The organism is Pseudomonas sp. BN415 (assembly GCF_029871195.1).
Taxonomy (GTDB): Bacteria; Pseudomonadota; Gammaproteobacteria; order Pseudomonadales; family Pseudomonadaceae; genus Metapseudomonas; species Metapseudomonas resinovorans.
The window spans coordinates 195,915-219,967 of sequence record NZ_SSOK01000064.1 but is presented as its reverse complement, the minus strand read 5'-3'; the positions used below and the strand labels follow the sequence as shown (position 1 = coordinate 219,967).

The 24,053-nt window shown below is 63.3% G+C and carries 28 protein-coding genes and 1 tRNA gene; 9 read left to right on the top strand and 20 right to left on the bottom strand.

The window, feature by feature from the left end; translation table 11 throughout:
- Nucleotides 1-4 precede the first annotated feature (4 nt).
- Entirely contained in the window at nt 5-1,120 is a 1,116-nt protein-coding gene (tgt, locus tag E8F20_RS23115) for a tRNA guanosine(34) transglycosylase Tgt (protein ID WP_280285947.1), read from the bottom strand.
- 14 nt (nt 1,121-1,134) lie between these two features.
- The gene (queA, locus tag E8F20_RS23110; RefSeq protein ID WP_280285829.1) at nt 1,135-2,184 is read right to left on the bottom strand and encodes a tRNA preQ1(34) S-adenosylmethionine ribosyltransferase-isomerase QueA; all 1,050 of its coding nucleotides are present in this window, start codon (nt 2,182-2,184) and stop codon (nt 1,135-1,137) included.
- Nucleotides 2,185-2,293: 109 nt separating this feature from the next.
- Between queA and E8F20_RS23105 the strand changes: the two genes are divergently transcribed.
- From E8F20_RS23105 to E8F20_RS23095, 3 genes are all read left to right on the top strand, one after another.
- A tRNA-Leu gene (locus tag E8F20_RS23105) sits at nt 2,294-2,379 on the top strand.
- Between the two features lie 301 nt (nt 2,380-2,680).
- On the top strand, nt 2,681-2,893 hold the full coding sequence (locus E8F20_RS23100) for a cold-shock protein (RefSeq protein WP_016491057.1): 213 nt from the start codon (nt 2,681-2,683) through the stop codon (nt 2,891-2,893).
- Between the two features lie 105 nt (nt 2,894-2,998).
- On the top strand, nt 2,999-3,493 hold the full coding sequence (locus tag E8F20_RS23095) for an RDD family protein (RefSeq protein WP_280285828.1): 495 nt from the start codon (nt 2,999-3,001) through the stop codon (nt 3,491-3,493).
- Nucleotides 3,494-3,593: 100 nt separating this feature from the next.
- Here the strand turns inward: E8F20_RS23095 and E8F20_RS23090 are convergent, their stop codons facing one another.
- The 3 genes from E8F20_RS23090 to E8F20_RS23080 form a co-directional block, all read right to left on the bottom strand.
- Complete coding sequence (locus E8F20_RS23090) at nt 3,594-3,953, bottom strand: PilZ domain-containing protein (RefSeq protein ID WP_028628671.1); 360 nt, start codon at nt 3,951-3,953, stop codon at nt 3,594-3,596.
- 60 nt (nt 3,954-4,013) lie between these two features.
- Nucleotides 4,014-4,436, bottom strand: a complete 423-nt coding sequence (locus E8F20_RS23085) for a DUF4124 domain-containing protein (RefSeq protein ID WP_280285827.1) — start codon at nt 4,434-4,436, stop codon at nt 4,014-4,016.
- 84 nt (nt 4,437-4,520) lie between these two features.
- On the bottom strand, nt 4,521-4,886 hold the full coding sequence (locus E8F20_RS23080; protein WP_280285826.1) for a tetratricopeptide repeat protein: 366 nt from the start codon (nt 4,884-4,886) through the stop codon (nt 4,521-4,523).
- Nucleotides 4,887-5,055: 169 nt separating this feature from the next.
- Here E8F20_RS23080 and E8F20_RS23075 point away from each other — a divergent pair, with 169 nt between their 5' ends.
- A complete protein-coding gene (locus E8F20_RS23075; RefSeq protein ID WP_280285825.1) occupies nt 5,056-5,859 on the top strand; it encodes a tetratricopeptide repeat protein in 804 nt (267 codons plus the stop codon).
- 110 nt (nt 5,860-5,969) lie between these two features.
- Nucleotides 5,970-7,421, top strand: coding sequence for a pyruvate kinase (gene pyk / locus E8F20_RS23070; RefSeq protein WP_028628675.1), 1,452 nt, complete (start codon nt 5,970-5,972; stop codon nt 7,419-7,421).
- 151 nt (nt 7,422-7,572) lie between these two features.
- Here the strand turns inward: pyk and E8F20_RS23065 are convergent, their stop codons facing one another.
- The 3 genes from E8F20_RS23065 to E8F20_RS23055 are packed head-to-tail and all read right to left on the bottom strand — an operon-like array spanning nt 7,573 to nt 10,437.
- Nucleotides 7,573-8,346: an enoyl-CoA hydratase gene (locus E8F20_RS23065; protein ID WP_280285824.1), complete on the bottom strand. Its 774-nt coding sequence runs from the start codon at nt 8,344-8,346 to the stop codon at nt 7,573-7,575.
- Nucleotides 8,347-8,375: 29 nt separating this feature from the next.
- Nucleotides 8,376-9,317 carry an iron-sulfur-binding ferredoxin reductase gene (locus E8F20_RS23060; RefSeq protein WP_280285823.1) on the bottom strand — a complete coding sequence of 314 codons (942 nt, stop codon included), beginning with the start codon at nt 9,315-9,317 and terminating at the stop codon, nt 8,376-8,378.
- Complete coding sequence (locus E8F20_RS23055) at nt 9,310-10,437, bottom strand: GGDEF domain-containing protein (protein ID WP_280285822.1); 1,128 nt, start codon at nt 10,435-10,437, stop codon at nt 9,310-9,312. The genes E8F20_RS23060 and E8F20_RS23055 overlap by 8 nt, the downstream gene beginning before the upstream one ends.
- 216 nt (nt 10,438-10,653) lie before the next feature.
- Here E8F20_RS23055 and E8F20_RS23050 point away from each other — a divergent pair, with 216 nt between their 5' ends.
- Nucleotides 10,654-12,177, top strand: a complete 1,524-nt coding sequence (locus tag E8F20_RS23050; protein WP_028628679.1) for a fumarate hydratase — start codon at nt 10,654-10,656, stop codon at nt 12,175-12,177.
- 152 nt (nt 12,178-12,329) lie between these two features.
- Here the strand turns inward: E8F20_RS23050 and E8F20_RS23045 are convergent, their stop codons facing one another.
- Both E8F20_RS23045 and E8F20_RS23040 read right to left on the bottom strand, forming a co-directional pair.
- The gene (locus E8F20_RS23045; RefSeq protein ID WP_280285821.1) at nt 12,330-13,208 is read right to left on the bottom strand and encodes a carbon-nitrogen hydrolase family protein; all 879 of its coding nucleotides are present in this window, start codon (nt 13,206-13,208) and stop codon (nt 12,330-12,332) included.
- Entirely contained in the window at nt 13,205-13,795 is a 591-nt protein-coding gene (locus E8F20_RS23040) for a GNAT family N-acetyltransferase (protein ID WP_280285820.1), read from the bottom strand. The genes E8F20_RS23045 and E8F20_RS23040 overlap by 4 nt, the downstream gene beginning before the upstream one ends.
- Before the next feature lie 113 nt (nt 13,796-13,908).
- Between E8F20_RS23040 and E8F20_RS23035 the strand changes: the two genes are divergently transcribed.
- Nucleotides 13,909-14,307: a nuclear transport factor 2 family protein gene (locus E8F20_RS23035; protein ID WP_280285819.1), complete on the top strand. Its 399-nt coding sequence runs from the start codon at nt 13,909-13,911 to the stop codon at nt 14,305-14,307.
- Between the two features lie 4 nt (nt 14,308-14,311).
- On the opposite strand, the gene E8F20_RS23030 is transcribed toward E8F20_RS23035, so the two are convergent.
- The 8 genes from E8F20_RS23030 to E8F20_RS22995 form a co-directional block, all read right to left on the bottom strand.
- Nucleotides 14,312-14,614 carry a ribbon-helix-helix domain-containing protein gene (locus tag E8F20_RS23030; protein ID WP_280285818.1) on the bottom strand — a complete coding sequence of 101 codons (303 nt, stop codon included), beginning with the start codon at nt 14,612-14,614 and terminating at the stop codon, nt 14,312-14,314.
- A 74-nt stretch (nt 14,615-14,688) separates the two neighbouring features.
- Nucleotides 14,689-15,270: a DJ-1/PfpI family protein gene (locus tag E8F20_RS23025; RefSeq protein ID WP_280285817.1), complete on the bottom strand. Its 582-nt coding sequence runs from the start codon at nt 15,268-15,270 to the stop codon at nt 14,689-14,691.
- A gap of 110 nt (nt 15,271-15,380) precedes the next feature.
- Nucleotides 15,381-15,992 carry a DUF2846 domain-containing protein gene (locus tag E8F20_RS23020; protein ID WP_280285816.1) on the bottom strand — a complete coding sequence of 204 codons (612 nt, stop codon included), beginning with the start codon at nt 15,990-15,992 and terminating at the stop codon, nt 15,381-15,383.
- A 90-nt stretch (nt 15,993-16,082) separates the two neighbouring features.
- Nucleotides 16,083-17,240 (bottom strand): phosphatidylserine/phosphatidylglycerophosphate/cardiolipin synthase family protein, encoded by a 1,158-nt coding sequence (locus tag E8F20_RS23015; protein WP_280285946.1) that lies wholly within the window; start codon nt 17,238-17,240, stop codon nt 16,083-16,085.
- The gene (locus E8F20_RS23010; RefSeq protein ID WP_280285815.1) at nt 17,237-17,818 is read right to left on the bottom strand and encodes a YceI family protein; all 582 of its coding nucleotides are present in this window, start codon (nt 17,816-17,818) and stop codon (nt 17,237-17,239) included. Before E8F20_RS23010 ends, E8F20_RS23015 begins: the two co-directional genes overlap by 4 nt.
- 324 nt (nt 17,819-18,142) lie before the next feature.
- Nucleotides 18,143-19,192, bottom strand: a complete 1,050-nt coding sequence (locus E8F20_RS23005) for an alkene reductase (RefSeq protein WP_280285814.1) — start codon at nt 19,190-19,192, stop codon at nt 18,143-18,145.
- A gap of 15 nt (nt 19,193-19,207) precedes the next feature.
- Nucleotides 19,208-20,371, bottom strand: coding sequence for an MFS transporter (locus tag E8F20_RS23000; RefSeq protein ID WP_280285813.1), 1,164 nt, complete (start codon nt 20,369-20,371; stop codon nt 19,208-19,210).
- 44 nt (nt 20,372-20,415) lie between these two features.
- A complete protein-coding gene (locus tag E8F20_RS22995; RefSeq protein ID WP_028628690.1) occupies nt 20,416-20,727 on the bottom strand; it encodes a helix-turn-helix transcriptional regulator in 312 nt (103 codons plus the stop codon).
- Nucleotides 20,728-20,850: 123 nt separating this feature from the next.
- Here E8F20_RS22995 and E8F20_RS22990 point away from each other — a divergent pair, with 123 nt between their 5' ends.
- On the top strand, nt 20,851-21,432 hold the full coding sequence (locus E8F20_RS22990) for an ACP phosphodiesterase (protein ID WP_280285812.1): 582 nt from the start codon (nt 20,851-20,853) through the stop codon (nt 21,430-21,432).
- Nucleotides 21,433-21,500: 68 nt separating this feature from the next.
- The gene (locus tag E8F20_RS22985) at nt 21,501-22,382 is read left to right on the top strand and encodes a universal stress protein (RefSeq protein WP_280285811.1); all 882 of its coding nucleotides are present in this window, start codon (nt 21,501-21,503) and stop codon (nt 22,380-22,382) included.
- A 7-nt stretch (nt 22,383-22,389) separates the two neighbouring features.
- Here E8F20_RS22985 and E8F20_RS22980 read toward each other — a convergent pair whose 3' ends face one another.
- Both E8F20_RS22980 and olsB read right to left on the bottom strand, forming a co-directional pair.
- Nucleotides 22,390-23,163: a lysophospholipid acyltransferase family protein gene (locus tag E8F20_RS22980; protein WP_280285810.1), complete on the bottom strand. Its 774-nt coding sequence runs from the start codon at nt 23,161-23,163 to the stop codon at nt 22,390-22,392.
- An 8-nt stretch (nt 23,164-23,171) separates the two neighbouring features.
- Nucleotides 23,172-23,942, bottom strand: a complete 771-nt coding sequence (gene olsB / locus E8F20_RS22975) for an L-ornithine N(alpha)-acyltransferase (RefSeq protein ID WP_028628694.1) — start codon at nt 23,940-23,942, stop codon at nt 23,172-23,174.
- Between the last annotated feature and the right edge of the window lie 111 nt (nt 23,943-24,053).

Here is a 24,053-nt window from a genome sequence, read left to right as displayed (position 1 = left end):
TTTATCAGTCCAGGGGCGGAGTCGGTAGTCCGCGCTTGGCATAGAAGGCATCGACAAAGGCGGCCAATTTACCCTGTTGGATAGCCTCACGCAAACCAGCCATCAGGCGCTGGTAATGCCGCAAGTTGTGGATTGTATTCAACATGCTGCCGAGCATTTCGCCGCATTTGTCCAGATGGTGCAGATAGGCACGGGAGAAGTGTTTGCAGGTGTAACAGTCGCAGGTCGGGTCCAGCGGGGACTCATCATGCTTATGCACTGAGTTGCGAATTTTCAGCACGCCGGTGTCGATGAACAGGTGGCCATTGCGCGCGTTACGGGTCGGCATCACGCAATCGAACATATCCACCCCGCGTCGCACGCCCTCCACCAGGTCTTCCGGCTTGCCGACCCCCATCAGGTAGCGCGGCTTGTCCGCAGGCATTTGGCCGGGCAGATAGTCCAGCACACGAATCATTTCTTCCTTTGGCTCGCCCACCGACAGTCCGCCGATTGCCAGGCCGTCGAAACCGATCTCGCTGAGCCCCTCAAGGGAGCGCATGCGCAGCTCCTCGTGCATGCCACCCTGGACGATGCCGAACAGCGCTGCAGTGCTCTCGCCGTGGGCCACTTTGGAGCGTTTTGCCCAGCGCAACGACAACTCCATGGAGCGTTTTGCGGTGTCGAAGTCTGCCGGATAGGGCGTGCACTCGTCGAAGATCATCACGATGTCCGAGCCGAGGTCACGCTGCACCTGCATGGACTCTTCGGGCCCCATGAATACTTTGGCGCCATCCACCGGAGAGGCAAAGGTCACGCCCTCCTCCTTGATCTTGCGCATCGCACCCAGACTGAACACCTGGAAGCCGCCTGAGTCAGTGAGGATCGGCCCCTGCCATTGCATGAAATCGTGTAGGTCACCGTGTCGCTTGATGACCTCCATGCCTGGCCGCAGCCAAAGATGGAACGTGTTGCCCAGGATAATTTGCGCGCCGATTCCTTCGATATCGCGCGGCAACATTCCCTTCACGGTGCCGTAGGTTCCTACGGGCATGAAGGCAGGTGTCTCGACGACGCCCCGGGGGAAGGTCAGGCGGCCGCGACGGGCCTTGCCGTCGGTGGCCAGCAACTCGAAGTTCATCCGGCAGGTGCGCGTCATGCTTGATCCTCGGGTCCGCGCGGGGCGGGATTGCGGGTGATGAACATCGCATCACCGTAACTGAAGAATCGGTAGCCCTCCTCCACCGCGGCGCCATAGGCAGCCATGGTTTCCGGGTAGCCGGCGAAGGCCGAGACCAACATCAGCAGGGTGGATTCGGGCAAATGGAAGTTGGTGACCAGGGCATCGACTACATGAAACGAACGGCCCGGGTACAAAAAGATGTCGGTGTCGCCGCTGAAGGCCTTGAGCTGGCCATCCCGTGCGGCGCTCTCCAGGGAGCGCACACTGGTAGTGCCGACGGCGATCACCCGACCACCACGGGCGCGGCAAGCCGCCACTGCGTCCACCACATCCTGACCGACCTCAAGCCACTCGTGATGCATGTGATGGTCTTCGATGCGTTCCACCCGCACTGGCTGGAAAGTGCCCGCCCCGACATGCAGGGTGACGAATGCGCTATCCACGCCTTTGGCGGCAATGGCCTCCAGCAGGGCTTGATCGAAGTGCAACCCGGCAGTAGGCGCGGCAACGGCACCGGCATGCCGGGCATAAACAGTCTGATAGCGTTCGCGATCCGCGTCGTCGTCAGGCCTGTCTATATACGGCGGCAGCGGCATGTGGCCGACCCGTTCCAACAATGGCAGCACTTCTTCGGCGAACCGAAGTTCGAAAAGCGCATCATGACGGGCGAGCATCTCGGCTTCACCGCCACCGTCGACCAGCAGGGTCGAGCCGGGCTTGGGCGATTTGCTTGAACGCACATGTGCCAGCACACGGTGGCTATCCAGCACACGCTCGACGAGGATCTCCAGCTTGCCGCCGGAGGCCTTCTGGCCGAACAGTCGTGCGGGAATCACCCGAGTGTTGTTGAACACCATCAGGTCGCCGGGACGCAGGTATTCCAGCAGGTCGGCAAAGCGGCGATGGCTAAGGGAGCCTGTGTCACCGTCCAGCACGAGAAGGCGGCTGGCTCGGCGTTCGGCCAGGGGATGACGGGCAATCAGAGCTTCGGGGAGCTCGAAATGAAAATCGGCTACGCGCATGGTGGGGGGTCGTATCGCAGGGGCGCAAATAGTACAGGAAATGGCCGTTCCTGACCACGGAGACGGATTGACCGCCTACGAGCGCGTCCCTATACTGCGCGCCCATCGTGCCTCGGTGGCGGAATGGTAGACGCGGCGGATTCAAAATCCGTTTCTGGCGACAGAGTGAGAGTTCGAGTCTCTCCCGGGGCACCACGATATCTTCAAGCCTTCTCCAGGCTTTCCTCTCTATATCCCCTCTATTTCCCGCTTGTCCGAGGCCCGATCAACCGCCTGTAAAGATTGGACTTACGGGGATTGGCAATTCCTTAAAACTTACGTAGAGTTGGGCAACTGTGTTTGCATGGGTCGCTGTTGAATCGTGACCTGATGCGGTAGATCACCAGATCCGCTACATCCCGCTCGACTTCTCTTACCTCTTTGCAACCAGTTCCAGCCCTTCTGGCTCGTGAGTGAACAGCAGGCTGTCATCAACTTCAGTTTCAAGGAAAAAGATATGTCGAATCGTCAAACCGGCACCGTCAAATGGTTCAACGACGAGAAAGGTTTTGGTTTCATCACCCCGGAAAGCGGCCCGGATCTGTTCGTTCACTTCCGCGCTATCGAAGGCTCCGGCTTCCGTAGCCTGAAAGAAGGCCAGAAGGTAACCTTCGAAGCCGTTCAAGGCCAGAAAGGCATGCAGGCTGACAAGGTCCAGGTCGTTAACTGATCTGAGCTTTTCGCCGAAAAGCCCCTGATGGAAACATCAGGGGCTTTTTTGTGCCCGCTGATCGGCTGTTAGAATGGCGCGCCCTCAATACGCCAAGAGTTCGCAATGCCGAAACATCAGCTGCGCCCCCAGGGCGATTTCCCCACTGCCGGGCTGGCTCGCCGCTTCGCTGCGATCTTCTACGACTTCCTGCTCTGCGTAGCACTGATCCTGGTTGTAGGTTTTGCCTACCAATCAATACGCATCCTGATTCACGGAGAAGCCCAGATGAGGCAACTGGCCGAGGCGGGTGGGCTTTCTGGCGACCCCCTGCTTGCTACGCTTGTCGTCTTCAGCCTGTTCGGCTTCTTCGCCAAGTTCTGGACCCACACTGGTCAGACCCTCGGCATGCAGGTCTGGAGTCTCCGCGTGCAGAACAAGGACGGCTCAGCCATCAGTCTGTGGCAGGCGCTGCTTCGCTTCGTGATCGCAATCGGTTCCTGGCTGACGCTGGGGTTAGGCTTCTTCTGGAGCCTGTGGGACAAGGAAAAACGCACCTGGCACGATATCTACTCCGAGACCCAGGTGGTCCGCCTTCCCAAGGGCACACACAAGAAATGACGACTCCAAGAACATAGCCGGCGAAATGCCAGCTTTGTTCTTGCGTGTGTCGAGACAAGCCCATCCCGAATGCGGGCGAGAGACCTTCGCTCAGACAGATTCAGGCCGAGGCGGCCAAAGGGCGAAAGCTGAAATAGAAACGCAGGGCATCGATGAGGTCGGCGTATTCTGACGGTGGGGCTACCAGAGAGAAACCGGAGTCATAGTGTCCGGGCGTTACATCCTCATGGCACCACTGACAGTTGGCGTAGAAATCAATGAAATGCAGCTGCCCGTCCTTGCCAGGAATCTTCAGTCGCATATCGAAGCGCGCACCCACCAACATGGGCAGCTGACTGATCAGCATCAGCCCGTCCATGGAGACATTGCCCAGGTAGCCCATGGGCTTGTCGGTAATGCGATTGAACACCTTCAGGTAGTAAGGCAACTGATGGCGTTCGATATGGCGCTTGGTAGGCATGATATCAAATCGCTATTGATGGCATTTCAGTATGAACGCATTGCCGTAACGGACCAACCATCAATAGCAGTCGCTGGCCACGCTCTCTGCCAGTTTGCGACGGAAGGTCTCGATCTGTTCATCAGTGTAGTACTGGCGCTCACCGCGCTCGTCGAGTCGATAGACGGGACCGCCATTACTTAGCTGACCCTGCTGATCGCGCAGCTGGCTGCACTTTTTCTCTTGCTGCACCCGCGCCTCCGCGGCCCGGCCAGCCGCGGCCGCCTGCTCCTGGCGGCGCGCATCGTAGAACTTCGCCGTACGTGCCTCGCGCTCGCGAGTCAGTTGGTCGCGCTCCACCACCTGGGGCCTCACCGTAACCGGCTTGGCACCTTCCCGTGGCGTCTCGCTGAAATGAACCTGCCCCTGGGCGTCGGTCCATCGGTAGATTTCCGCACTGGCAGCGACCGGAACCAGTAACAGGCAGCACAGCAGGTAACGCATTCCAGGGTTCCCTCGGATAGTGGCTCAGCTTAGTTGTGCCCCATCGCCGCTCAAGCGAGCAACGACCGACGGCCAGGTTTCAGGTCAGAGCGGCGCGGCGCTGGCCGCGCTGCTACCCAGTCGACCAAGTTGCTGCAAGGTATCCAGACGCGCCTTTGCCCGGTAGGCGTACTCGCTGGTGGGATAGCGCGCGATGATGAACTGGTAGGTCTGCGCCGCATCGACGAACAGATTCTGGCGTTCCAGGCACTGGCCGCGCAGCAGGGAAATTTCCGGCTGCAGGTACTGGCGGGAGCGACTCTTGCGCTCGGCCTTGGACAGTTCGAGCATCACGTCCTCGCAATTGCCCCTCTCGTACGAGCGGTAGGCGTTGTTCAGGTGATGGTCGAGCGACCAGCGGGTGCAGCCAACCGTGGCGGCCAGCAGGGTCAGGATTAACAAAGTTCGCATGGATAGTTCCTCCGTCCACCGGGATATCGGCCGAAAGCGCCGCTTCTTCAGGCCGCCGGGCGATCACGAAGTACGAAGCATAACCTCCGATTGGACTTGCGGGCGCGCGCCACGGATGGCCAGCAGCCACTGCTAGACTGCGTGGGTCGTCCAAGGCCCCGGTCACCCCATGCATTCCAAGCGCCCTGCCCTCCTCGCCCTCTGCGTGTTGCTGAGCGCCTGCTCACCTACCACGCCGCTTTTCATCGCCCAGATCACCACCAACGAAGTGGTGGAATACAAGACTATGAAGAGCAAGCGCATGGCCGCAGCCGTGGAGGAAGAAGGCGACCTGCTCACTTACAGCGCCATGGCCATTCGAGATGCCAAGAGCCCGGAGGCGGAAGAGCTTTACCTGATCGGTTATCGCGACGACAAGTTCAGCGACGACGTTCGCGCCATTACCCTCTACCAGATAGGCCTGATCTACATGAGCCGCTTCAACGAGCAGCGCGATGACATCAAGGCAATGGCCTACCTGGAACGGGTGCTCAACGAATTTCCCAGCAGCCGCGCGGCCGAGCGCACCGAAGCACGCATTCTGGTGATCCGCCAACGAGCGAAGGAGCCTGTGCAGAAGACCTCGCGCGAACTCCTCGCCACCTGGCAGCCGAGCGTTAACCTCGACCTCTACAAAGCAGGACTGGATCCGGACATGACCCTGCTGTCACGCCGTGCCGTGCTCAAGGATCGTGTTGCCGAAGCCGAGGAACTCTACCTGCTGGCCCTGTCCGACGCGCATGTGCAACCGGACATCAAGCAGAAAGCGCTCTACCAGTTGGGCCTGATGTACTTGGCGCCGGACAACCCGCACGCCAACCGTGACAAGGCCATCGGCTACTTCCGTCGGCTGCTGGTGCAGTTCCCTGACAGCGACCTGGCCAGCAAGGCCTCGCGCCATCTTGATCAAGCCCTCAACCAGGACCATCCCTGAAGCCGTCCGGCGGGCCACCTGAAACAATTCAGCGGGTAGTGAAAACGAACAATGACTACAGTTTTCCAGCGTAGTAGCCTCGGGCTCTGCTTGAAAAATGGAGTCTTCGCATGCCCTTCCGCCGTACCAAAATCGTCGCCACCCTCGGCCCGGCCAGCAACTCCCCGGAGGTCCTGGAGCAACTGATCATCGCCGGGTTGAACGTCGCCCGCCTGAACTTCTCCCATGGCAGCCCCGAGGAACACAAGGCACGCGCCCGCCTGGTCCGCGAGCTGGCCGCCAAGCACGGCCGCTTCGTCGCGCTGCTCGGCGACCTGCAAGGCCCGAAGATCCGCATCGCCAAGTTCGCCAACAAACGCATCGAACTGAAAGAAGGCGACAACTTCCGCTTCTCCGTCACCCACCCGCGTGACGCCGGCAACCAGGACGTGGTGGGCATCGACTACCCGGACCTGATCAAGGATTGCGGCGTCGGCGACGAACTGCTGCTGGACGACGGCCGCGTGGTGATGCGCGTCGAATCCACCAGCGCCGACGAGCTGCAGTGCCGCGTGCTCATCGGCGGCCCCCTGTCCGATCACAAGGGCATCAACCGCCGCGGCGGCGGCCTGACCGCTCCGGCCCTGACCGCCAAGGACAAGGCTGACATCAAGCTGGCCGCGGAAATGGAACTGGACTACCTGGCGGTGTCCTTCCCCCGTGACGCCGCCGACATGGAACTGGCCCGCCGCCTGCGCGACGAAGCCGGAAGCAAAGCCTGGCTGGTGGCCAAGATCGAACGCGCCGAAGCAGTCGCCGACGATGAAGCCCTGGACGGCTTGATCCGCGCCAGCGACGCCGTGATGGTGGCCCGTGGTGACCTCGGCGTGGAAATCGGCGATGCCGAACTGGTGGGTATCCAGAAGAAGATCATCCTGCACGCCCGCCGCTATAACAAAGCCGTGATCACTGCGACTCAGATGATGGAGTCGATGATCCACAGCCCGATGCCGACCCGCGCGGAAGTCTCGGACGTAGCCAACGCCGTGCTCGACTACACCGACGCCGTGATGCTGTCGGCCGAAAGCGCCGCTGGCGAGTACCCGCTCGAAGCCGTGCAGGCCATGGCGCGCATCTGCCAGGGCGCCGAGAAGCACCCGGACACCCGTCGCTCCAGCCACCGTATTGGCAAGACCTTCGAGCGCTGCGACGAAAGCATTGCCCTGGCGTCCATGTACGCCGCCAACCACTTCCCCGGTATCAAGGCCATCATCTGCCTGACCGAAAGTGGCTACACCCCGCTGATCATGTCGCGCATCCGTTCCTCGGTACCGATTTACGCGTACTCCCCGCACCGCGAAACCCAAGCCCGCGTGGCTCTGTTCCGTGGCGTGGAAACCATCCCCTTCGACGCCGCCGCGCTGCCGCCGGAGAAGGTCAGCCAGATGGCCGTGGACGAACTGCTGCAACGTGGCGTGGTCACCAAGGGTGACTGGGTGATCCTGACCAAGGGCGACAGCTACACCACCCAGGGCGGCACCAACACCATGAAGATCCTCCACGTCGGCGACCTGCTGGTCTGACCCGATCTGGAACGAAAAAGCCGCCCTTCGGGGGCGGCTTTTTGCTGTCTTATAGGAGTGAATTCATTCGCTGTTCAGGCCGCAAGACCCTGCTCTACAAGGCCGAAGGGGGCAGCAGAGCTGCCCTTGGCCAATGAATTCACCCCCACAATCACACGAACTTTGAAAAATCCGGCTTGCGACGCTGGGTAAAGGCCGACAGCGCCTCTACTGCTTCCGGCGAACGCAGGCGCTGGCTGAACAACTCGCCCTCCTCGGCGATCACCCGGCGAAGCTCATCGCGGCCCGGGGCCTGCATCAAGCGTTTGCTCACGGCCAATGCCGAGGGTGCCAGGTCGAGGAACCGCAGCGCAGCCTCGTGAGCGCGGGCCAGGGCCTCGGTACCGTTCGCCAGGGCGGCATTGGCTATGCCCCAGTTGGCAGCCTGCTCACCTGTGAAGCCCTCACCGAGCAGCAGCAACTCCGCAGCCTTCGCATGACCGAGCAGGCGCGGCAGGATCAGGCTGGAGCCGAATTCCGGGCACAGGCCAAGGTTGACGAAGGGCATCTTCAGCTTGGCGTCGCGACTCACGTAGACCAGATCGCAGTGCAGCAGCAGGGTGGTGCCAATGCCCACCGCCGGACCGCTCACGGCCGCCACGACCGGTTTGGGGAAGTCGAAGAGCGCGCGCATGAACTGGAACACCGGGCTGTCCATCCCGGTTGGCGGCTCCTGGAGGAAGTCGACGATGTCATTGCCGCTGGTGAAGCACTCTTCGCTACCGGCGATCAGTACCGCACGCACCTCGCGATCCTCCCGCGCCTCGTCCAGCACCTCGGCCATGCGGCTATACATGGCGCGGGTCAGGGCGTTTTTCTTGTCTGGGCGGTTCATGCGCAGCGTCAGCAGGCCCTGCTCGCGCTCGACCAGAATATGCTCGCTCATGGGAAGTCCTCGATGTTCTAGTGCCCGCTTCAAGCTTCGCGGGTCAGGAAGGTATCGGCCAGCAATTGGTTACGGGGCAGGCCGGCCAGGTATAGCCGGCGCGCGAAATCCTCGACGCTGGCAGGGTGGCCGCAGAGTAAGGCGATGGTCTGGCGCGAAACAAGGCGGAATTGCGCCAAAACCTCTGGCAGCTCGGCCGGCGTGATCAGCCGAACATCCACACCCGGGTGTGTCGCAGCGAGCGCCGCCAGGGGCTCCGCCAGATAGTGACCGCGGGCATCATGGGCGAGGTGAATGAGGCGGATCGGTCCCTGGTGATGCTGCCTCAGCGCCTCCCGCAGCAAGCCCCAAAGTGGAGCCAATCCGGTACCCGAGGCAAGGAACAGCAGCGGCCGGACATCCCAGGCCGGGTCATAATGCAGCGCACCGCCGTGAAGTTCGCCAAGACGCAGTTTGTCACCCAGTACCAATCGCCGAGCCCGGTCGCTGAACAGACCGGGCTTGCCGCAGTCCAGGTGAAATTCCAGGCCTTCCTCGGTACCTGGCAAGCTGGCCAGGGAATAAGGCCGGGCGACCCCCTCGTCGTTCCACAACAGGAGGTGCTGGCCGGCGTTGTAGCGCAACGGTCGCCTTGGCACGAGTCGCAAGCGCAGGACATCGGGCGTCAGCCAATCAAGGCCAACGACGTCGGCCTCGAGGCCATCACGGGCTGGATCGAAGACCTCCACCACCAGATCCTGCACCACCAGGCACTGACAGGAGAGCCGCCAGCCCTCGGCGCGCTGAGAACGGTCCAGCGCTTCCGGTTTCGCATCCGCCGGCTCACCGGACAGGCAACGAACCAGGCACGCGTGGCAGCTGCCAGCCCGGCAGCTATAGGGCACTTGGCAGCCCCGAGCGTTCAGCGCGTCCAGCAGATTGCTGGCAGGTGCAACCGTCCAACGTTTTCCGGCGACTTCAAGTTCAGGCACCCTGGCCCTCCCAGGCGGCATCGCAACGGTTACGTCCGCCGCGCTTCGCCCGATAGAGTGCCTGATCCGCGCGCTGCAGCGCATCATCCAGATCGTCCCCGGCCGTCAGCAACGTCATGCCGGCCGACAGGCTCAGCCGATCCACCTGCACCCCCACTGGCTCGGACTGCTCGAAGGCCTGGCGCAGTCGCTCGCAACAGGCGGTGAGGCGATCCGCATCGCAGTTGGGCAGCAGCAGGACGAATTCCTCGCCGCCGTAGCGCGCCAGCACATCGCCGTCGCGCAGGCAGGCCCGCGCCACTGCGGCAAAGGTCTGCAGTACCCGGTCGCCAGCGGCATGGCCGTGGACGTCGTTGATACGCTTGAAATGGTCGAGGTCGATCAGCGCCAGGCCGTGCTGGCGATTCGCCGCGAGGTTGTCCAGCTCGCGACCGGCCAGGCGAAGGAAATGGCGGCGATTGAACAGCCCGGTCAATTCGTCGGTGGCCACCAGGTCTTCCAGCTGGCGCATCATGCCGCGCAGGGTGTCCTGGTGCGCCTGGAGGGCGAAGCGGCGTTGGCGCATTCGCTGGCGCAGCGCCTGTACATAGCTGGCGAATAGACTCAGCCAAACCATCAGCACGAAGAGTACGCAGACCTGCAGCAGTGCCAGCGACGGGTCTGGCAGCTGCATCCAGTAGGCTTCGAACAGGTTGAGGCCGGCGAACGCGAAGAACCCTACCGCCGCGCAGCGGGTGAATACCCTGGGTTTGAGCTGGAACACCCCGAACAGCATGATCAGGACGTAGACCGCCAGCAGCGTGCCTCGCGCGTCATCGACCATGGACATCAGCCAGGTCGTCCAGCCCAGTGCGAGCAGTACCTGGGGCGCGGTCAGGCTTGGGTCGGTAAATCGGAGGTTGTGCCCGCTGATGAACAGCCAGAACAGCACGAGCTGGGAAAGGGCGACGAGGCCAGAACCAATCAGGGCAGTGCTCGCCGACACCCGGAACAGGCCACCGATCATTGCGACCCAGCACAACAGCAGGACCATCGAGTAGGTGGCCACAGCCATGCCAAAGCGCTTCAGTAGCAGACTCTGCAGGGCTCTATGGCTGATCCGCTGGCTGGATGGGCTCATGGGCTCCTTCCCGTAATGGCACCATGCCTTCAATGTACGCCTGTGATCACAAAATGCCTAGTGCGTAGGAAGTGTCCGACAACCGACCAAGGTCGACTGCCGGCGACTGTGCCCGGCAGACACCACGCGCTATACTGCCGCGCCTTTTTAGCCTGCAAGCGCGCCGGGTCGTGGTCCGGCGCTTCCCTGATGTTCCCTTCCAAGAGGAGCGCACCCATGACCGTGATCAAGCAAGATGATCTGATCCAGAGTGTCGCCGACGCCCTGCAGTTCATTTCCTACTACCACCCCGTGGATTTCATCCAGGCCATGCACGAGGCCTATCTGCGTGAAGAGTCGCCCGCCGCGCGCGACTCCATGGCGCAGATCCTGATCAACTCCCGCATGTGCGCCACCGGCCATCGCCCGATCTGCCAGGACACCGGTATCGTCACCGTGTTCGTCCGCGTCGGCATGGACGTGCGCTGGGACGGCGCCACCATGAGCGTGGACGACATGATCAACGAGGGTGTGCGCCGCGCCTACAACCTGCCCGAAAACGTCCTGCGCGCCTCCATCCTGGCTGACCCGGCCGGCGCCCGTAAGAACACCAAGGACAACACTCCAGCAGTCATCCACTACTCCATCGTCCCGGGCAACACCGTGGAAGTGGACGTCGCGGCCAAGGGCGGCGGCTCCGAGAACAAGTCGAAGATGGCCATGCTCAACCCGTCCGACTCCATCGTCGACTGGGTCCTGAAGACCGTCCCGACCATGGGCGCCGGCTGGTGCCCGCCGGGCATGCTCGGCATCGGCATCGGCGGTACCGCCGAGAAAGCCGCGGTAATGGCCAAGGAAGTGCTGATGGAGTCCATCGACATCCATGAGCTGAAAGCCCGCGGCCCGCAGAACAAGATCGAAGAAATGCGCCTCGAGCTGTTCGAGAAGGTCAACCAGCTGGGCATCGGTGCCCAGGGTCTGGGCGGCCTGACCACCGTGCTCGACGTGAAGATCATGGACTACCCGACTCACGCTGCCTCGCTGCCGGTGTGCATGATCCCCAACTGCGCCGCCACCCGTCACGCGCACTTCGTGCTCGACGGCTCCGGCCCGGCCGAACTGGAAGCGCCGCCGATGGACGCCTATCCGGAAATCGTCTGGGAAGCCGGTCCCTCGGCCCGCCGTGTCGACCTCGACACCCTGACCCCGGAAGAAGTGCAGAGCTGGAAGCCGGGCGAAACCGTCCTGCTCAACGGCAAAATGCTGACTGGCCGCGACGCTGCGCACAAGCGCATGGTCGACATGCTGAACAAAGGTGAAGAACTGCCGGTGGACCTGAAAGGTCGCTTCATCTACTACGTCGGCCCGGTCGATCCGGTAGGCGACGAAGTGGTTGGCCCGGCAGGCCCGACCACCGCGACCCGCATGGACAAGTTCACCCGCCAGATCCTCGAGAGCACTGGCCTGCTGGGCATGATCGGCAAGTCCGAGCGCGGCCCCATCGCCATTGACGCGATCAGGGACAACAAGGCCGTCTACCTGATGGCCGTCGGCGGCGCCGCCTACCTGGTGGCCCAGGCGATCAAGAAATCCAAGGTCCTCGCCTTCGCCGAACTGGGTATGGAAGCCATCTACGAGTTCGAAGTGAAGGACATGCCGGTTACCGTCGCCGTCGACACCAAGGGCGAGTCGGTACACATCACCGGCCCGGCGATCTGGCAACAGAAGATCGCCGAGAACCTGGCGGTGGAAGTCAAGTAAGCCTTCATCGCTGCATGAAAAGCCCGGCCATGTGCCGGGCTTTTTCGTTCTTGCGCTTTCGCGTTGGAGCCTTATGTAGGATGGGGCGAGCGGAGCGAGACCTATAGAGTCTACTGGGACATGGCTGATGGGTATCGCAAGCTCCACCCATCCTACAAAAGCGTCGTCTGCTCGAACTGCTCAGGCCAATCCCGGCGCGTGAACACCTGCCCTTCCTGGCGCACCCGGCGCACTTCATCCAGATCCAGGTCGCAGAGCAGCCACTGGCTGGTCGCGGGGCAAAGCTCGGGGCTTTCGGCGATCACGCCATTGCTCGGCATACCGTAGTCCGGCGGTACATAAAGGCCGGCGCGACCGATGTTTTCGTCCAGGGCCGGCGACCAGGGCGCCAGGCCGACGGTAGGCGCTTGCAGCACGGCGATCTGGTTTTCCAGGGCGCGAGCCTGAGCGCCGATGCGCACACGGTGGTAGCCGGCCTCGGTGTCGGTGCAACTGGGGGCGAGGATCAGGTCGACGCCGCCTTCGGCCAGGGCCCGGGCCAGCATCGGGAACTCGTTGTCGTAGCAGATCAGGATGCCCAACCGCCCCAGTGCCGTGTCGAACACCTTGAGCCCCTGCCCCGCTGCAATTCCCCACTGTTCGCGCTCGAAGCGGGTCATGATCAGCTTGTCCTGGAAGCCCAGTTCGCCCCCCGGACCGAACAGCCATGCGCGGTTGCGGTACAACCCATCGGCATCGCGCACCGGCAGGCTGCCGGGCTGCAGGTAAACACCGAGCTTGGCCGCGATGCCGGCGCACAGTGCACGCCAGTCCTGCAGCAACGGCTGGACACCCGCGATAGAGGCCTGCAGGTCACTCCGCTCAGCCGGCGACAACTGGCCGGCCAGCACCAGGCCTGCGTACTCAGGCAGCACCAGCAACTTTGCACCGGCCTCGACAGCCTCTGCGCAGAGGCTCTCCAGGTGAGTGGCGTACGCACCCCAGCTTTCATGGAGCTCGATGGCGTACTGGCAGGCGGCGATCCTGATCATGGATTGAGTTCCTTGAGCCAGAAAGACATGGGCTTGGCGGACTCGGTTTCCTCGTCCAGGTCGCGCCAGTGATACGCGGTGCGTAGTTCCGGGTGATGGCGATAGCCACGCCGCGCCCAGAATTCATTCAGCGGCTGGTAGCCGATCGGACGGCGTGGATGATCGAGCGGGCGCTCCACCGCGCAGAAGGCGCAATGCTCGAACCGCCCCAAACGCCGTGCGTAACTTTCGCGCTCGGCGAAGAAGAGCACGCCCAGGCCGGCACCGCGGTACTCCGGAAGCAGCACCGACTCGCCGAAATAGAAAATGCGCTCCGGTTCCCAACCCTGCTCGCGGAAGGGCCGCTGGAACTCGTCGGTTTCATCCGACATAGGCAGGCCCGTCGAAGCACCCACGACCCGGTCGCCATCCAGGGCCAGGACAAAGAGGCTTTCCGGTGATTCGGCATAAGTCGAGAGGTAGCGCGACTCATAGTCCAGCGTGCCGTCGTAGAGATAGGGAAACTCGCGGAACACCGTCAGGCGAAGGCGTGCGAGGTCTTCGATATGGGGCGCGATGGCAGCGCCCTGGAGAATACGGATGTGCATGGGAGCGGTCGTTCTGGCGATGTGGATGACGCCCCTGGCTAAGCCGGGCCTGGGTCGAGAACCTATCATGCCGGGCACGGACCGAATGACCCCATTGCGACAGGAACCCAACCATGACCGCTACCGAATTGGTGCAAGCCTATTACAACGCCTTCAACGCCGGAGATATGCCGGCGTTCCTCGCCCTGCTCAGCGAGGATGTGGTGCATGACATCAACCAGGGCGAACGCCAGCAGGGCAAGACGGCGTTCGCCGCGTTCATGGAGAAGATGAACCGCTGCTACAAGGAGCGCCTGTCCGACATCGTGGTAATGCAAAGTGCTGACGGCAGCCGCGCAGCCGCCGAGTTCGTGGTGCACGGCCAGTACCTGTCCGACGATGAGGGCCTGCCGCCGGCCAAGGGCCAGACTTACGTGCTGCCAGCCGGCGCCTTCTTCCACATCCACTGCGGCAAAATCGCCCGCGTGACCAACTATTACAACCTGAACGACTGGGTCGAACAGGTGGTTTGAGGTCTCAGCCCTGCACTCGCGCCTTCGGCAGCTCATGCACCGTAGCGCGGCGCTGAGCCAGGTAGCGGGTGCAACTGACCCGCAGGAAAGACGCGAAGTTGACCACCTCACCGCGGTACTCCATCACCTCGTCATAGAGCTTGGTGATGAGCTGGTTGGTGGTCATGCCGTCCACTTCGGCGATCTCCCGCAGGATGTCCCAGAACTGGTTCTCCAGGCGCAGGGTGGTCACCACGCCACGGATGCGCAGCGAGCGCGAGCGGGACTCGTAGAGGATGGGATCAGCCTTGACGTACAGCTCGCACATGGCGCGCCTCCAGATTCGTGGTGTGGCGTATCGGCGTAGGGTGGAAACGATAAGCGGTTTCCACCCTACGCGCCTTATAGCTCGATCTTCGTCCCGAGCAACGTGAGAAACCCCGCCAGCCAGGCGGGATGGGCCGGCCAGGCCGGGGCGGTCACCAGGTTGCCTTGGGTATGGGCAGCGTCCACCGGGATATCCACATACTGACCACCAGCCAGCCGCACTTCCGGGCCGCACGCCGGGTAGGCGCTGCACTCGCGGCCTTCCAGCACGCCGGCGGCTGCCAGCAGTTGCGCACCATGGCAAACGGCAGCGATGGGCTTGCCAGCCTTGTCGAAGGCCTTCACCAACTCCAGCACCGAGGCATTCAGGCGCAGGTATTCCGGCGCGCGGCCACCGGGAATCAACAGGGCGTCGTAGTCTTCTGCCTTGACCTTGGCGAAATCGAAATTGAGGGCGAAGTTGTGGCCAGGCTTCTCGCTGTAGGTCTGGTCGCCTTCGAAGTCATGGATGGCAGTCCGCACGGTCTGCCCGGCAATCTTGCCCGGGCAGACGGCATGCACCCTGTGGCCAACCATCAGCAGGGCCTGGAACGGCACCATGGTTTCGTAGTCTTCGGCGTAGTCGCCAACCAGCATCAGAATCTTCTTCGCGGCCATTTCGCATCCTCCTGGATTGGAAGCCCTGAGACTTCAAAGGGTAGCCAATTATCCCCCGCGCCTTTCGGCTGCGGGTAATAGGCCCCTACTACAGGGACGGAAGGCACAACTCAGATGCCGATCTTATCCAGCGCCCGGCCAACACCGCGCCAGAATCCCTCCTGCGGTCGGACCCGATCACCGCTGGCGGCGATGCGTTCGCTCGGCTGCACCTGGCGGGTCGTGGTGATTTCCCGACTGCCCAGGGACGCCTCTACCAGTTGCAGGGGGCCATTGCTGGCGTTGGGCTGTTCGCTATTCTTCGGCGGCGGATCCAGCTCGTCGTAGCGCAGGTAGTAGGTACGCCCGGCCGTGGCGTCCAGGGCAAAAGAGGTGATGAGGGTGAAGTCCAGCGGGCCGTCTGCGAACAAGGTCCAGTAGCTGCCAAAGAGCGGTCGGCGCATCTCCAGCTTGTAGCTGGCGGCGTCGAACTCCAGCACCAGGTAGCCGTTGCTTGGCAGACTGCCGATCAACTCGTTATTGAGGAAAATGCCTGGAGCCTCCAGCTCCTGGTCCGCCCATTCGCTCTGCGGCCGGTAGAGGTAGACCAGCGCGTGCTCACCGTCACTGGGCGCACCGGCCTGGAACGGCGGCCCTTCAGTGGCGCCGAAGAAGGCACCCGGCGTGGAACAGCCTCCCAGCACAGCACAAAGCAGCAGGATCGGCAGGTATCGGCGGCCCATGCAGCCACTCCCTCTTGTTGTCGTGGAGCAAGCCTAGCCCGGCGTTGACCCGCGCACACCCGACGAAAGTGCGGCCCCGGCTTCGCGCTCCTAGCGGCGGCGGTCGAGCAGGTTCACCACCAGTCGATCCAGCCATCCCCAGAGACGCTGGCGCAAACGCTTGATCAGCGGGCGCGCATGCCAGTCCTCCATGGTGATTTCGCGGCTATCGGAGAAATCCTGGCGCATGCAGATAGCCACCGCCTCGGTAAAGCTCGGGTCGATCGCTTCGAGGTTGGCTTCCAGATTGAAGCGCAGGTTCCAGTGGTCGAAGTTGCAGGAGCCAACGCTGACCCAGTCATCCGCCAGCACCATCTTCAGGTGTAGGAAGCGCTGCTGGTACTCGAATATCCGCACGCCGGAACGCAGCAGGCGCGGGTAGTAACGCTGGCCCGCGAAGCGCACCGGTGGGTGATCGGTGTGCCGGCTGGTCAGCAGCAGACGCACTTCGACACCCCGTCGCGCGGCCTTGATCAGCGCACGACGAACCTTCCAGCTCGGGAGGAAATAAGGTGTCGCCAGCCACACGCGGTTGCGCGCCGTGCGAATGCTGCGTGTCAGCGACTGGACGATATCGCGATGCTGGCTGGCGTCGGCGTAGGCCAGACGTCCGAGGCCCTCGCCTACCGCCGGATAAGGCGGCAGATGGGCGAGACCCGGCGCCTCTTCCGGTTTCCAGGGACGGCGGCCGAGGTTGGCCAGCCACTGGTAGTCGAAGATCAGTTGCCAGTGCGCCACCAGCGGCCCCTCGATGGCCACCATCACCTCGTGCCAACGGCTGGTCTCCTGGGCTGGGCTCCAGAACTCATCCGTGGAGCCGGTGCCGCCGACAAACGCCAGGCGATCGTCCACCACCAGAATCTTGCGGTGGTCGCGGTACAGGTTGCTGAAGCCACGCCGCCAGCGGATAGGGTTGTAGAACTGCAGCAGCACCCCGGCGTCGATCAGCCGCTCACGCAGCGCCGCACCCAGACGCAGGCAGCCGAAGCCGTCGAACAGGCAACGCACGCGCACACCCCGCACGGCCGCGACGCAGAGGGCGTCGACCAGTGCCTCGCTGCATTGGCCGTCTTCCACCAGGTAGAGCTCCAGCGCGACCTGGTACTCCGCGCGGGCGATGGCAGTGAGCATGGTCGGAAAAAACTGTGGGCCGTCGATCAACAGCTCGAAGCGGTTGCCGGACTTCCAGGGGAAGATCTGCCCCATCAGCGCTCCGTGAAGATCAGCACGGCCCCTACCGGTACCGACAGGCTGATTCCCGGCAAACCGGCCACTTTGCGCAGCTCATCCAGCGCCGTGGTCAGGCCGAAGTCCTCCACCTGCAGCACCAGCGGCGCCAGGGTAACCACCTGGAAACGATGGTCATCCAGGCGCGTGGCCAGGAGTTCCGCGCGGTAATGCTGCTGTTTGTCGCGAATGTTCACGGTGAGCGGCAGGCCCAGTTCCAGTTGCGCACCGGGAGCCAGGTCGGTGATCGGACGCAGGTCCAGCTGGGCGCTGACTTCGGCCTCGGGGAATTTGGCTATTTCGAAGAACTGATCGCGAAGGCGCTGATCACGCAGCGGTACTCCGGTACTGACCGATTCGAGTTCGATGCGCAGGCGGGCCTTGCCGTCCTGGCCAATCTTGCCGTGCAGGGTGAGGAATCGGTGCACCTCGGAGAGGCTGCCGGCCTTGGTGGAGATGAAGGATATCCGCGATGACTCGTTGTCCAGGTACCAGCTCGCGTGGGCGGGCAGCGCCAGGGCGGCGAGCAGGGCAACGAGGGGGCGTAGTGATTTGTGCATGCGGGCTTCCTTTGGCATGTCGCTGACGGCCCAGAGACTCAGGCCGGACTCCATTGGTCACACGAATCGCCACCGGGTTCCCCCTGGGGCGATCCCGACGGACGGGCAATGGATGCAAAGCTACCAGAGGATGCAGACCATTACTCCCCTCTCGATCCGGGCTACTGGCTAGCAGGCCGGCTTTATCCTCCGAATGGGAGCATTTCGCCCTGAGGACGTGGTGTCCCAAGTTCAAATGAGCCCGCTCCCACAGGACGTTTTCCGGCCCGCAAATGAAAAAGCCCCGGCCTTGCGGCACGGGGCTTCTCTCGCGATGGTCCGCGGTTACAAGCGCGGGTAGTCGATGTAGCCCACCGGGCCCTTGGCGTAGAAGAGTTCCGGACGCGGCTCGTTCAGAGGAGCGTCCAGACGCAGGCGCTCAGGCAGGTCGGGGTTGGCGATGAAGGGGATGCCGAAGGCCACGGCATCGGCCTTGCCACTTTCCAGCCAGGCATTGGCGCTGTCCCGGGTGAAGCGCTCGTTGGCGATGAACACGCCGCCGAAGGCTTCCTTCAGTTGCGGTGACAGGCTGTCTTCGCCCTCCTTCTCGCGGGCGCAGATGAAGGCGACGCCACGCTTGCCCAGTTCACGGGCGACATAGCCGAAGGTTGCGGCCAGGTCGGAATCCCCCATGTCGTGGGAGTCGGCACGCGGTGCCAGATGCACGCCTACGCGACCGGCGCCCCACACGTTGATCGCCGCATCAGTGACTTCCAGCAGCAGGCGCGCGCGGTTCTCGATGGAGCCGCCGTACTGGTCGCTGCGCTTGTTGGTGCCGTCCTGAAGGAACTGATCCAGCAGGTAGCCGTTGGCCGCGTGGATTTCCACACCATCGAAACCGGCGGCCTGGGCGTTCTCCGCACCGACTCGGTAGGCCTCGACGATTTCGGCGATCTCTTCGGTTTCCAGGGCGCGCGGCACCGGATAGTCACGCAGCGGGCGCAGCAAGCTGACATGACCTTTGGCCGCGATGGCGCTGGGCGCCACCGGGGCCTCGCCGCCCAGGAAGCTCGGGTCGGAAATACGACCCACATGCCACAGCTGGAGGACGATCTTGCCGCCGTTGGCGTGTACCGCCTTGGTGATGTTGCTCCAACCCTTCACCTGCTCGTCGGACCAGATGCCGGGGGTATCCGGATAGCCGACGCCCAGGGGCGTTACGGAGGTGGCCTCGCTGATGATCAGCCCCGCAGATGCGCGCTGTGTGTAGTACTCGGCCATCAGGGCGTTGGGCACCCGGCCCTCGTCGGCGCGGCAGCGGGTCAGCGGCGCCATGATGATGCGGTTGGAAAGTTCCAGGTCGCCGATCTTGATCGGGTCGAAGAGCGTGGGCATGTCGTTTACCTCGGGTTAGTCGAGAGCCGCTTGCAGCTCGGGGGTACGGTTGCTGAAGGTGAGCAGGGTCGCTATCAGGGCAAGGATCGCCAGCACGGCAGCGGCCAGGGGGACGGTGGTGAGGCCGAAGCCCTGGCTGATGACCAGGCCTCCGACCCAGGCGCCGAGGGCATTGCCTACGTTGAAGGCGCCTATGTTCAGGGTGGAAACCAGGTTCGGCGCAGCACTGCCGAAATTCACGACGTTGACCTGCAGGGCCGGCACCGCGGCAAAGGCGGCCGTGGCCCAGAGGAACAGGGTGATTTCCGTGGGGATCAACGCAGCGCTGGTCCAGGTCAGGGCACTGGAAGCGACGGCCAGGGCGACGAACACGCCCATCAGGGTCTGGGCCAGCTTCCAGTCGGCCAGGCGGCCACCGATCACATTGCCCAGGGTCAGGCCAAGGCCGATCAGCAGCAGGCTCCAGGTCACCCCACGGGGCGAAACGCCGGTCACCTCGCCAAGCAGCGGCGCTACGTAGGTGAAGATGCAGAACACCGCGGCAGAGAACAGCACGGTGGTGGACAGCGCCAGCCACAGCCCGGCACCACGCAGGGCAGCGAATTCGGCACGGATGTCGGTGGCTTCCTCGTCATGCTGGCGCGGCAGCACCCGCCACAGACCGATCAGCGCTACAACGCCGATCAGGGTCACGGCCCAGAAAGTGGAGCGCCAGCCGGCGACTTGGCCGAGGGCAGTGCCCAGGGGTACGCCGAGCACATTGGCGAGGGTCAGGCCGGTGAACATCAGGGCCACCGCAGAGGCCTTGCGATTGGCCGGCACCAGGCTGGCGGCGACCACCGAACCGATGCCAAAGAAGGCGCCATGGCAAAGTGCAGTGACGACTCGCGCCAGCATCAGCAGGCCGTAGTTGGCGGCGATGGCGCAGAGCAGGTTGCCGATGATGAACACGCCCATCAGCACCAGCAGAGCGCGCTTGCGTGGCAGCTTCGCGGTGACCAGCGCCATGAACGGCGCCCCGATGGCCACGCCCAGGGCGTAGCCGGTGACCAGCCAGCCGGCGCCGGGGATGGTCACGCCAAGGTCGGCGGCCACCTCGGGCAGCAGGCCCATGATGACGAATTCGGTTGTGCCTATCGCAAAAGCGGACAAAGCGAGGACGAGAAGCGCAGTAGGCATGGGCCTGCTCCTGGAAAGTTTTCGGGTTTTGGCAGGTGCTGCAGTTACAGCTCGTCGCTCATCTGGCGAAGAAATTCAGCGATGACGGCTTCGTTGCGTTTGAAGAAATTCCATTGACCCAGTTTTCGGCTCGTCACCAGTCCGGCGCGCTGCAAGGTCGCCAGGTGAGCCGACACGGTGGACTGGGACAGTCCGCAGCGCTGGTCGAACTTACCGGCGCAGACGCCGATCTCGAAGGGCTGGTGTTCCTGCTCGTCGAAATACTTCTCCGGCTCCTTGAGCCACTGCAGCATCTCGCGTCGCACGGGGTGAGCCAGTGCCTTGATGATTTCGTCGAGGTCGATGGAGGTGTTCATGGCCGCGGTCGTATATCGGAATGGAACGAACTTTATATCGATCAAAAACGATACGCAGATCGTTTGTGACGATAGTCATCATCGACCGTCATGATAGAACCGTCCTCGGGTTAAGCTCAGCCGATGAACTACCTCGCCCACCTCCACCTTGGCGGCTCACAGCCTGCGCAACTGCTTGGCAGCCTCTACGGCGACTTCGTCAAAGGGCCGCTGGCCGGGCGCTGGCCGGCGGAGATCGAAGCGGCTATCCGCCTGCACCGACGCATCGACGCCTTCACCGACAGCCACCCGCTGATCACCCAGGCCAAGCTGCGTTTCCCCAGCGAGCGGCGGCGTTTCGCCGGCATCCTGCTGGACGTGTTCTTCGATCATTGCCTGGCTCGCGACTGGAATCTCTTCGCCGCCGAGCCACTGGATGCCTTCACCCGCCACGTCTATCAGGTACTGGTTGCCGAACCGCAATTGCCTGGCCGCCTGGCCCTGATCGCGCCGCGCATGGCCGCCCAGGACTGGCTGGGTAGCTACCGCGAGTTCGAAACCCTGGAACGGGTCATCGCCGGCATGTCCCGGCGCATCTCGCGACCGGAGGCACTGGACGGCGCCATGGCCGAACTGGAAACGCTGTACCGCCCCCTCAGCGATGACTTCCGTCAGTTCTATCCTCTGCTGCAACAGTTCGCGGGTACCCAGCCGATCATCGATTGACCTGTATCAAGGGAAATTTCCTACACCTGCAGTGGAATGGACTAAGCAACCATTTCAGGAGGTGCCCGATGAAAGCGCTGATGCTGGCGACCGACCTTTCCAACCGATCCGACCGCGCCCTGCGGCGTGCGGCCCGACTGGCCCGACAGTTCGAGTGCCCCTGGTTCATCCTCCATGTGGTCGACGAAGACCAACCGCAACTGCGTGTCGAACTGGAAGTGGAGCAGGTGCGCCGCTACCTCAATGATCAACTGGACTTCTTCGCCGAACTGGGCGGTCGCGCCCCAGAAATCTGGGTGGAAGTGGGCGACCCAGCCAAGCACATTTCCGACTGCACCCGCTGGGCCGACATCGACCTGCTGGTGGTCGGAAGCCACCGCAAGAATCCGCTGCGCGACATCTTCGTCGGCACCACCCTGGAACGCCTGGTGCGCACCAGCCATGTGCCGATCCTGCTGGTGAACAGGGCCGCCGAGGACGACTACCTGATGCCGCTGCTCGCCCTGGATTGCTCCACGGCCTCCGCTCAGGCCGTGCGCGCCGCCCATGAACTGGGCCTACTCCCCAAGGCAGGCGCCAAGGCGCTGTATGCCTTCGACCCGCTGGGAGGCGCCGTGATGCTGGCGGCTGGTGCTGGTGCCGGAGCGATTCCCGGCGACTACGCCGCCGACGAACGCCTCCGGGCCACCGCCGCGCTGGACAGGTTTCTGCTCGAGGAAGAACTGGGCTCCGTCATCGACCAGCGACTGGTCGAAGAAGGCCAGCCGATGACGGCGTTGCGTCGTGTACTTGAGCGTGAACCCATCGACCTGCTGGTGATGGGCACGCGTGGGCTGACAGGGATGAAACGCATCCTGATCGGCAGCGTGGCCGACGCCGCCATGCGCGAGCTGGACTGCGACATCCTCACGGTGCCGCCGATTCGCTGGCCGGACAGGGACAAGGCCTGACCACCACTCAGGCGGCGAGGGCCTCGTCTTCCTCCTCACCGAAGAGCGCCCGTTGCACGGCGCTCTTCGCTTTTTGACTGACCGCCGTGCGACTCAGACCCTCACTGGGAATGGGGTCGAGCAACTGGATCTCCACCTCGGCGCGGTCGCTGCGCAGCAGGCGCACCAGGTGCGAAAGCAGATCGTCCTCGCCGATGAAAGGTGCGATCTCATCGCGCTGGCCGTCACGCAGATAGCGGATGGCAACCGGCTGCACCGGCACTTCCATCTCCACCGCGCTGGTCAACAAGCGACTGTGGAACGTCTTCAGCAGACTGCCATCGGTGGTCGTGCCTTCCGGGAAGATCAACAGATGGCGTCCATCGCCGAGGTGACGGGCGAGCTGCTGGCCAACCAGGCCGCTATCCCCCGAACCCCGACGGATGAACAGGGTGCCGGCCTTGTGTGCCAGCCAGCCGGCCACCGGCCAGGCGCGAACCTCGGCCTTGGACAGGAAGGACAGCGGCGCCACGGCGCCAATCAGCGGGATATCGGTCCAGGAGACATGGTTGCTGACCCACAGCATCGGACGCTCGGGCGCGCGACCACTGACGCGGACGTGGAACGGCAGCGCACCGGTCAGGCGAGCGAGGAACCAGCGGGTCAAGCGCTGCCGGGTAGCCATCATCTGCCTCCGCCCCAGGCGTTCCAGCACACTGACCCAGGCGGCCAGCACCAGGCCCAGACCGATCACCGCCAGCAGGCGGGCGACACGCGAGTAGAAACGTACGGACTTCAGCATGCCTGGCCTCAGACCGCGGCCTTGAAGTGACGGGCGTAGCGCGGGCAGAGTTCGTCGCGCTTGAGCAGGATGAACACGTCGGCGACCTGGAAATCCGGGTCCCAGCACGGCTCGCCGCAGACCTTCGCACCTAGGCGCATGTATGCCTTGAGCAGCGGCGGCATCTCGGTGATCACGTTGCCCGGCAGCTCCAGAATGGGCAGCGGGTTCTTCGGCTCGGCGCGCAGGTATTCGGTGCACAGGTAACGCTCGCGCAGGCGCTGCATGATGGCCTGGGCCTGGATACCGCCGTCCTGCATCGGAATGCTGGCGCAGCCCATCAGGTAGCGGTAACCGCCTTGGTTCAGCACCTCGGCCAGTTCACCCCAGAGCACGGCGATGGTCGCGCCATTGCGGTAAGCCGGGTCGACGCAGGTACGGCCGATTTCCAGCACTGGGCCCTGTAATTCGCCGAGCCCATGGAGGCTGAATTCTTCTTCGCTGTAGAAGCGGCCCAGGTCGCGGGCGGCCTGGTGATCGAGCAGCCGGGTGGTGGCGACCAGCTCGCCGCTGTCCAGATCGCGTACGCCGATGTGCTCGCAGTGCGGATCGTAGTCATCCATGTCGAGACCGAACTCGGCACCTTGCAGCTTGGCGTCGAACTCGGCGCTGAACACGCGAAAACGCAGGGCCTGTGCCTCACGCAGCGCAGCGATGCCTTCCAGGCGCTCGGCCTGCAGGCGGCGAGGGCTTTTCCCGTTGGGTGCGACACTGTCGCGGGTCATGGCGATCTGGGTCATGAATAAGCCTCCGTAGGCCGGCTCGATCCCGGTTGCAGCCGGACGATCTTGTTGTGCAAGCTCAGGCTAGGTAGACCCGGTGTCACCACCATGACGGTCGCGTGATGCTTG

What these genes read in the sequence shown, in the direction of transcription:
- tgt (WP_280285947.1), bottom strand. Translation starts at nt 1,120, where the DNA reads ATGAACTTCGAGTTGCTGGCCACCGACGGCAAGGCCCGTCGCGGCCGC.
- queA (WP_280285829.1), bottom strand. Translation starts at nt 2,184, where the DNA reads ATGCGCGTAGCCGATTTTCATTTCGAGCTCCCCGAAGCTCTGATTGCC.
- E8F20_RS23100 (WP_016491057.1), top strand. Translation starts at nt 2,681, where the DNA reads ATGTCGAATCGTCAAACCGGCACCGTCAAATGGTTCAACGACGAGAAA.
- E8F20_RS23095 (WP_280285828.1), top strand. Translation starts at nt 2,999, where the DNA reads ATGCCGAAACATCAGCTGCGCCCCCAGGGCGATTTCCCCACTGCCGGG.
- E8F20_RS23090 (WP_028628671.1), bottom strand. Translation starts at nt 3,953, where the DNA reads ATGCCTACCAAGCGCCATATCGAACGCCATCAGTTGCCTTACTACCTG.
- E8F20_RS23085 (WP_280285827.1), bottom strand. Translation starts at nt 4,436, where the DNA reads ATGCGTTACCTGCTGTGCTGCCTGTTACTGGTTCCGGTCGCTGCCAGT.
- E8F20_RS23080 (WP_280285826.1), bottom strand. Translation starts at nt 4,886, where the DNA reads ATGCGAACTTTGTTAATCCTGACCCTGCTGGCCGCCACGGTTGGCTGC.
- E8F20_RS23075 (WP_280285825.1), top strand. Translation starts at nt 5,056, where the DNA reads ATGCATTCCAAGCGCCCTGCCCTCCTCGCCCTCTGCGTGTTGCTGAGC.
- pyk (WP_028628675.1), top strand. Translation starts at nt 5,970, where the DNA reads ATGCCCTTCCGCCGTACCAAAATCGTCGCCACCCTCGGCCCGGCCAGC.
- E8F20_RS23065 (WP_280285824.1), bottom strand. Translation starts at nt 8,346, where the DNA reads ATGAGCGAGCATATTCTGGTCGAGCGCGAGCAGGGCCTGCTGACGCTG.
- E8F20_RS23055 (WP_280285822.1), bottom strand. Translation starts at nt 10,437, where the DNA reads ATGAGCCCATCCAGCCAGCGGATCAGCCATAGAGCCCTGCAGAGTCTG.
- E8F20_RS23050 (WP_028628679.1), top strand. Translation starts at nt 10,654, where the DNA reads ATGACCGTGATCAAGCAAGATGATCTGATCCAGAGTGTCGCCGACGCC.
- E8F20_RS23045 (WP_280285821.1), bottom strand. Translation starts at nt 13,208, where the DNA reads ATGATCAGGATCGCCGCCTGCCAGTACGCCATCGAGCTCCATGAAAGC.
- E8F20_RS23040 (WP_280285820.1), bottom strand. Translation starts at nt 13,795, where the DNA reads ATGCACATCCGTATTCTCCAGGGCGCTGCCATCGCGCCCCATATCGAA.
- E8F20_RS23035 (WP_280285819.1), top strand. Translation starts at nt 13,909, where the DNA reads ATGACCGCTACCGAATTGGTGCAAGCCTATTACAACGCCTTCAACGCC.
- E8F20_RS23030 (WP_280285818.1), bottom strand. Translation starts at nt 14,614, where the DNA reads ATGTGCGAGCTGTACGTCAAGGCTGATCCCATCCTCTACGAGTCCCGC.
- E8F20_RS23025 (WP_280285817.1), bottom strand. Translation starts at nt 15,270, where the DNA reads ATGGCCGCGAAGAAGATTCTGATGCTGGTTGGCGACTACGCCGAAGAC.
- E8F20_RS23020 (WP_280285816.1), bottom strand. Translation starts at nt 15,992, where the DNA reads ATGGGCCGCCGATACCTGCCGATCCTGCTGCTTTGTGCTGTGCTGGGA.
- E8F20_RS23010 (WP_280285815.1), bottom strand. Translation starts at nt 17,818, where the DNA reads ATGCACAAATCACTACGCCCCCTCGTTGCCCTGCTCGCCGCCCTGGCG.
- E8F20_RS23005 (WP_280285814.1), bottom strand. Translation starts at nt 19,192, where the DNA reads ATGCCCACGCTCTTCGACCCGATCAAGATCGGCGACCTGGAACTTTCC.
- E8F20_RS23000 (WP_280285813.1), bottom strand. Translation starts at nt 20,371, where the DNA reads ATGCCTACTGCGCTTCTCGTCCTCGCTTTGTCCGCTTTTGCGATAGGC.
- E8F20_RS22995 (WP_028628690.1), bottom strand. Translation starts at nt 20,727, where the DNA reads ATGAACACCTCCATCGACCTCGACGAAATCATCAAGGCACTGGCTCAC.
- E8F20_RS22990 (WP_280285812.1), top strand. Translation starts at nt 20,851, where the DNA reads ATGAACTACCTCGCCCACCTCCACCTTGGCGGCTCACAGCCTGCGCAA.
- E8F20_RS22985 (WP_280285811.1), top strand. Translation starts at nt 21,501, where the DNA reads ATGAAAGCGCTGATGCTGGCGACCGACCTTTCCAACCGATCCGACCGC.
- E8F20_RS22980 (WP_280285810.1), bottom strand. Translation starts at nt 23,163, where the DNA reads ATGCTGAAGTCCGTACGTTTCTACTCGCGTGTCGCCCGCCTGCTGGCG.
- olsB (WP_028628694.1), bottom strand. Translation starts at nt 23,942, where the DNA reads ATGACCCAGATCGCCATGACCCGCGACAGTGTCGCACCCAACGGGAAA.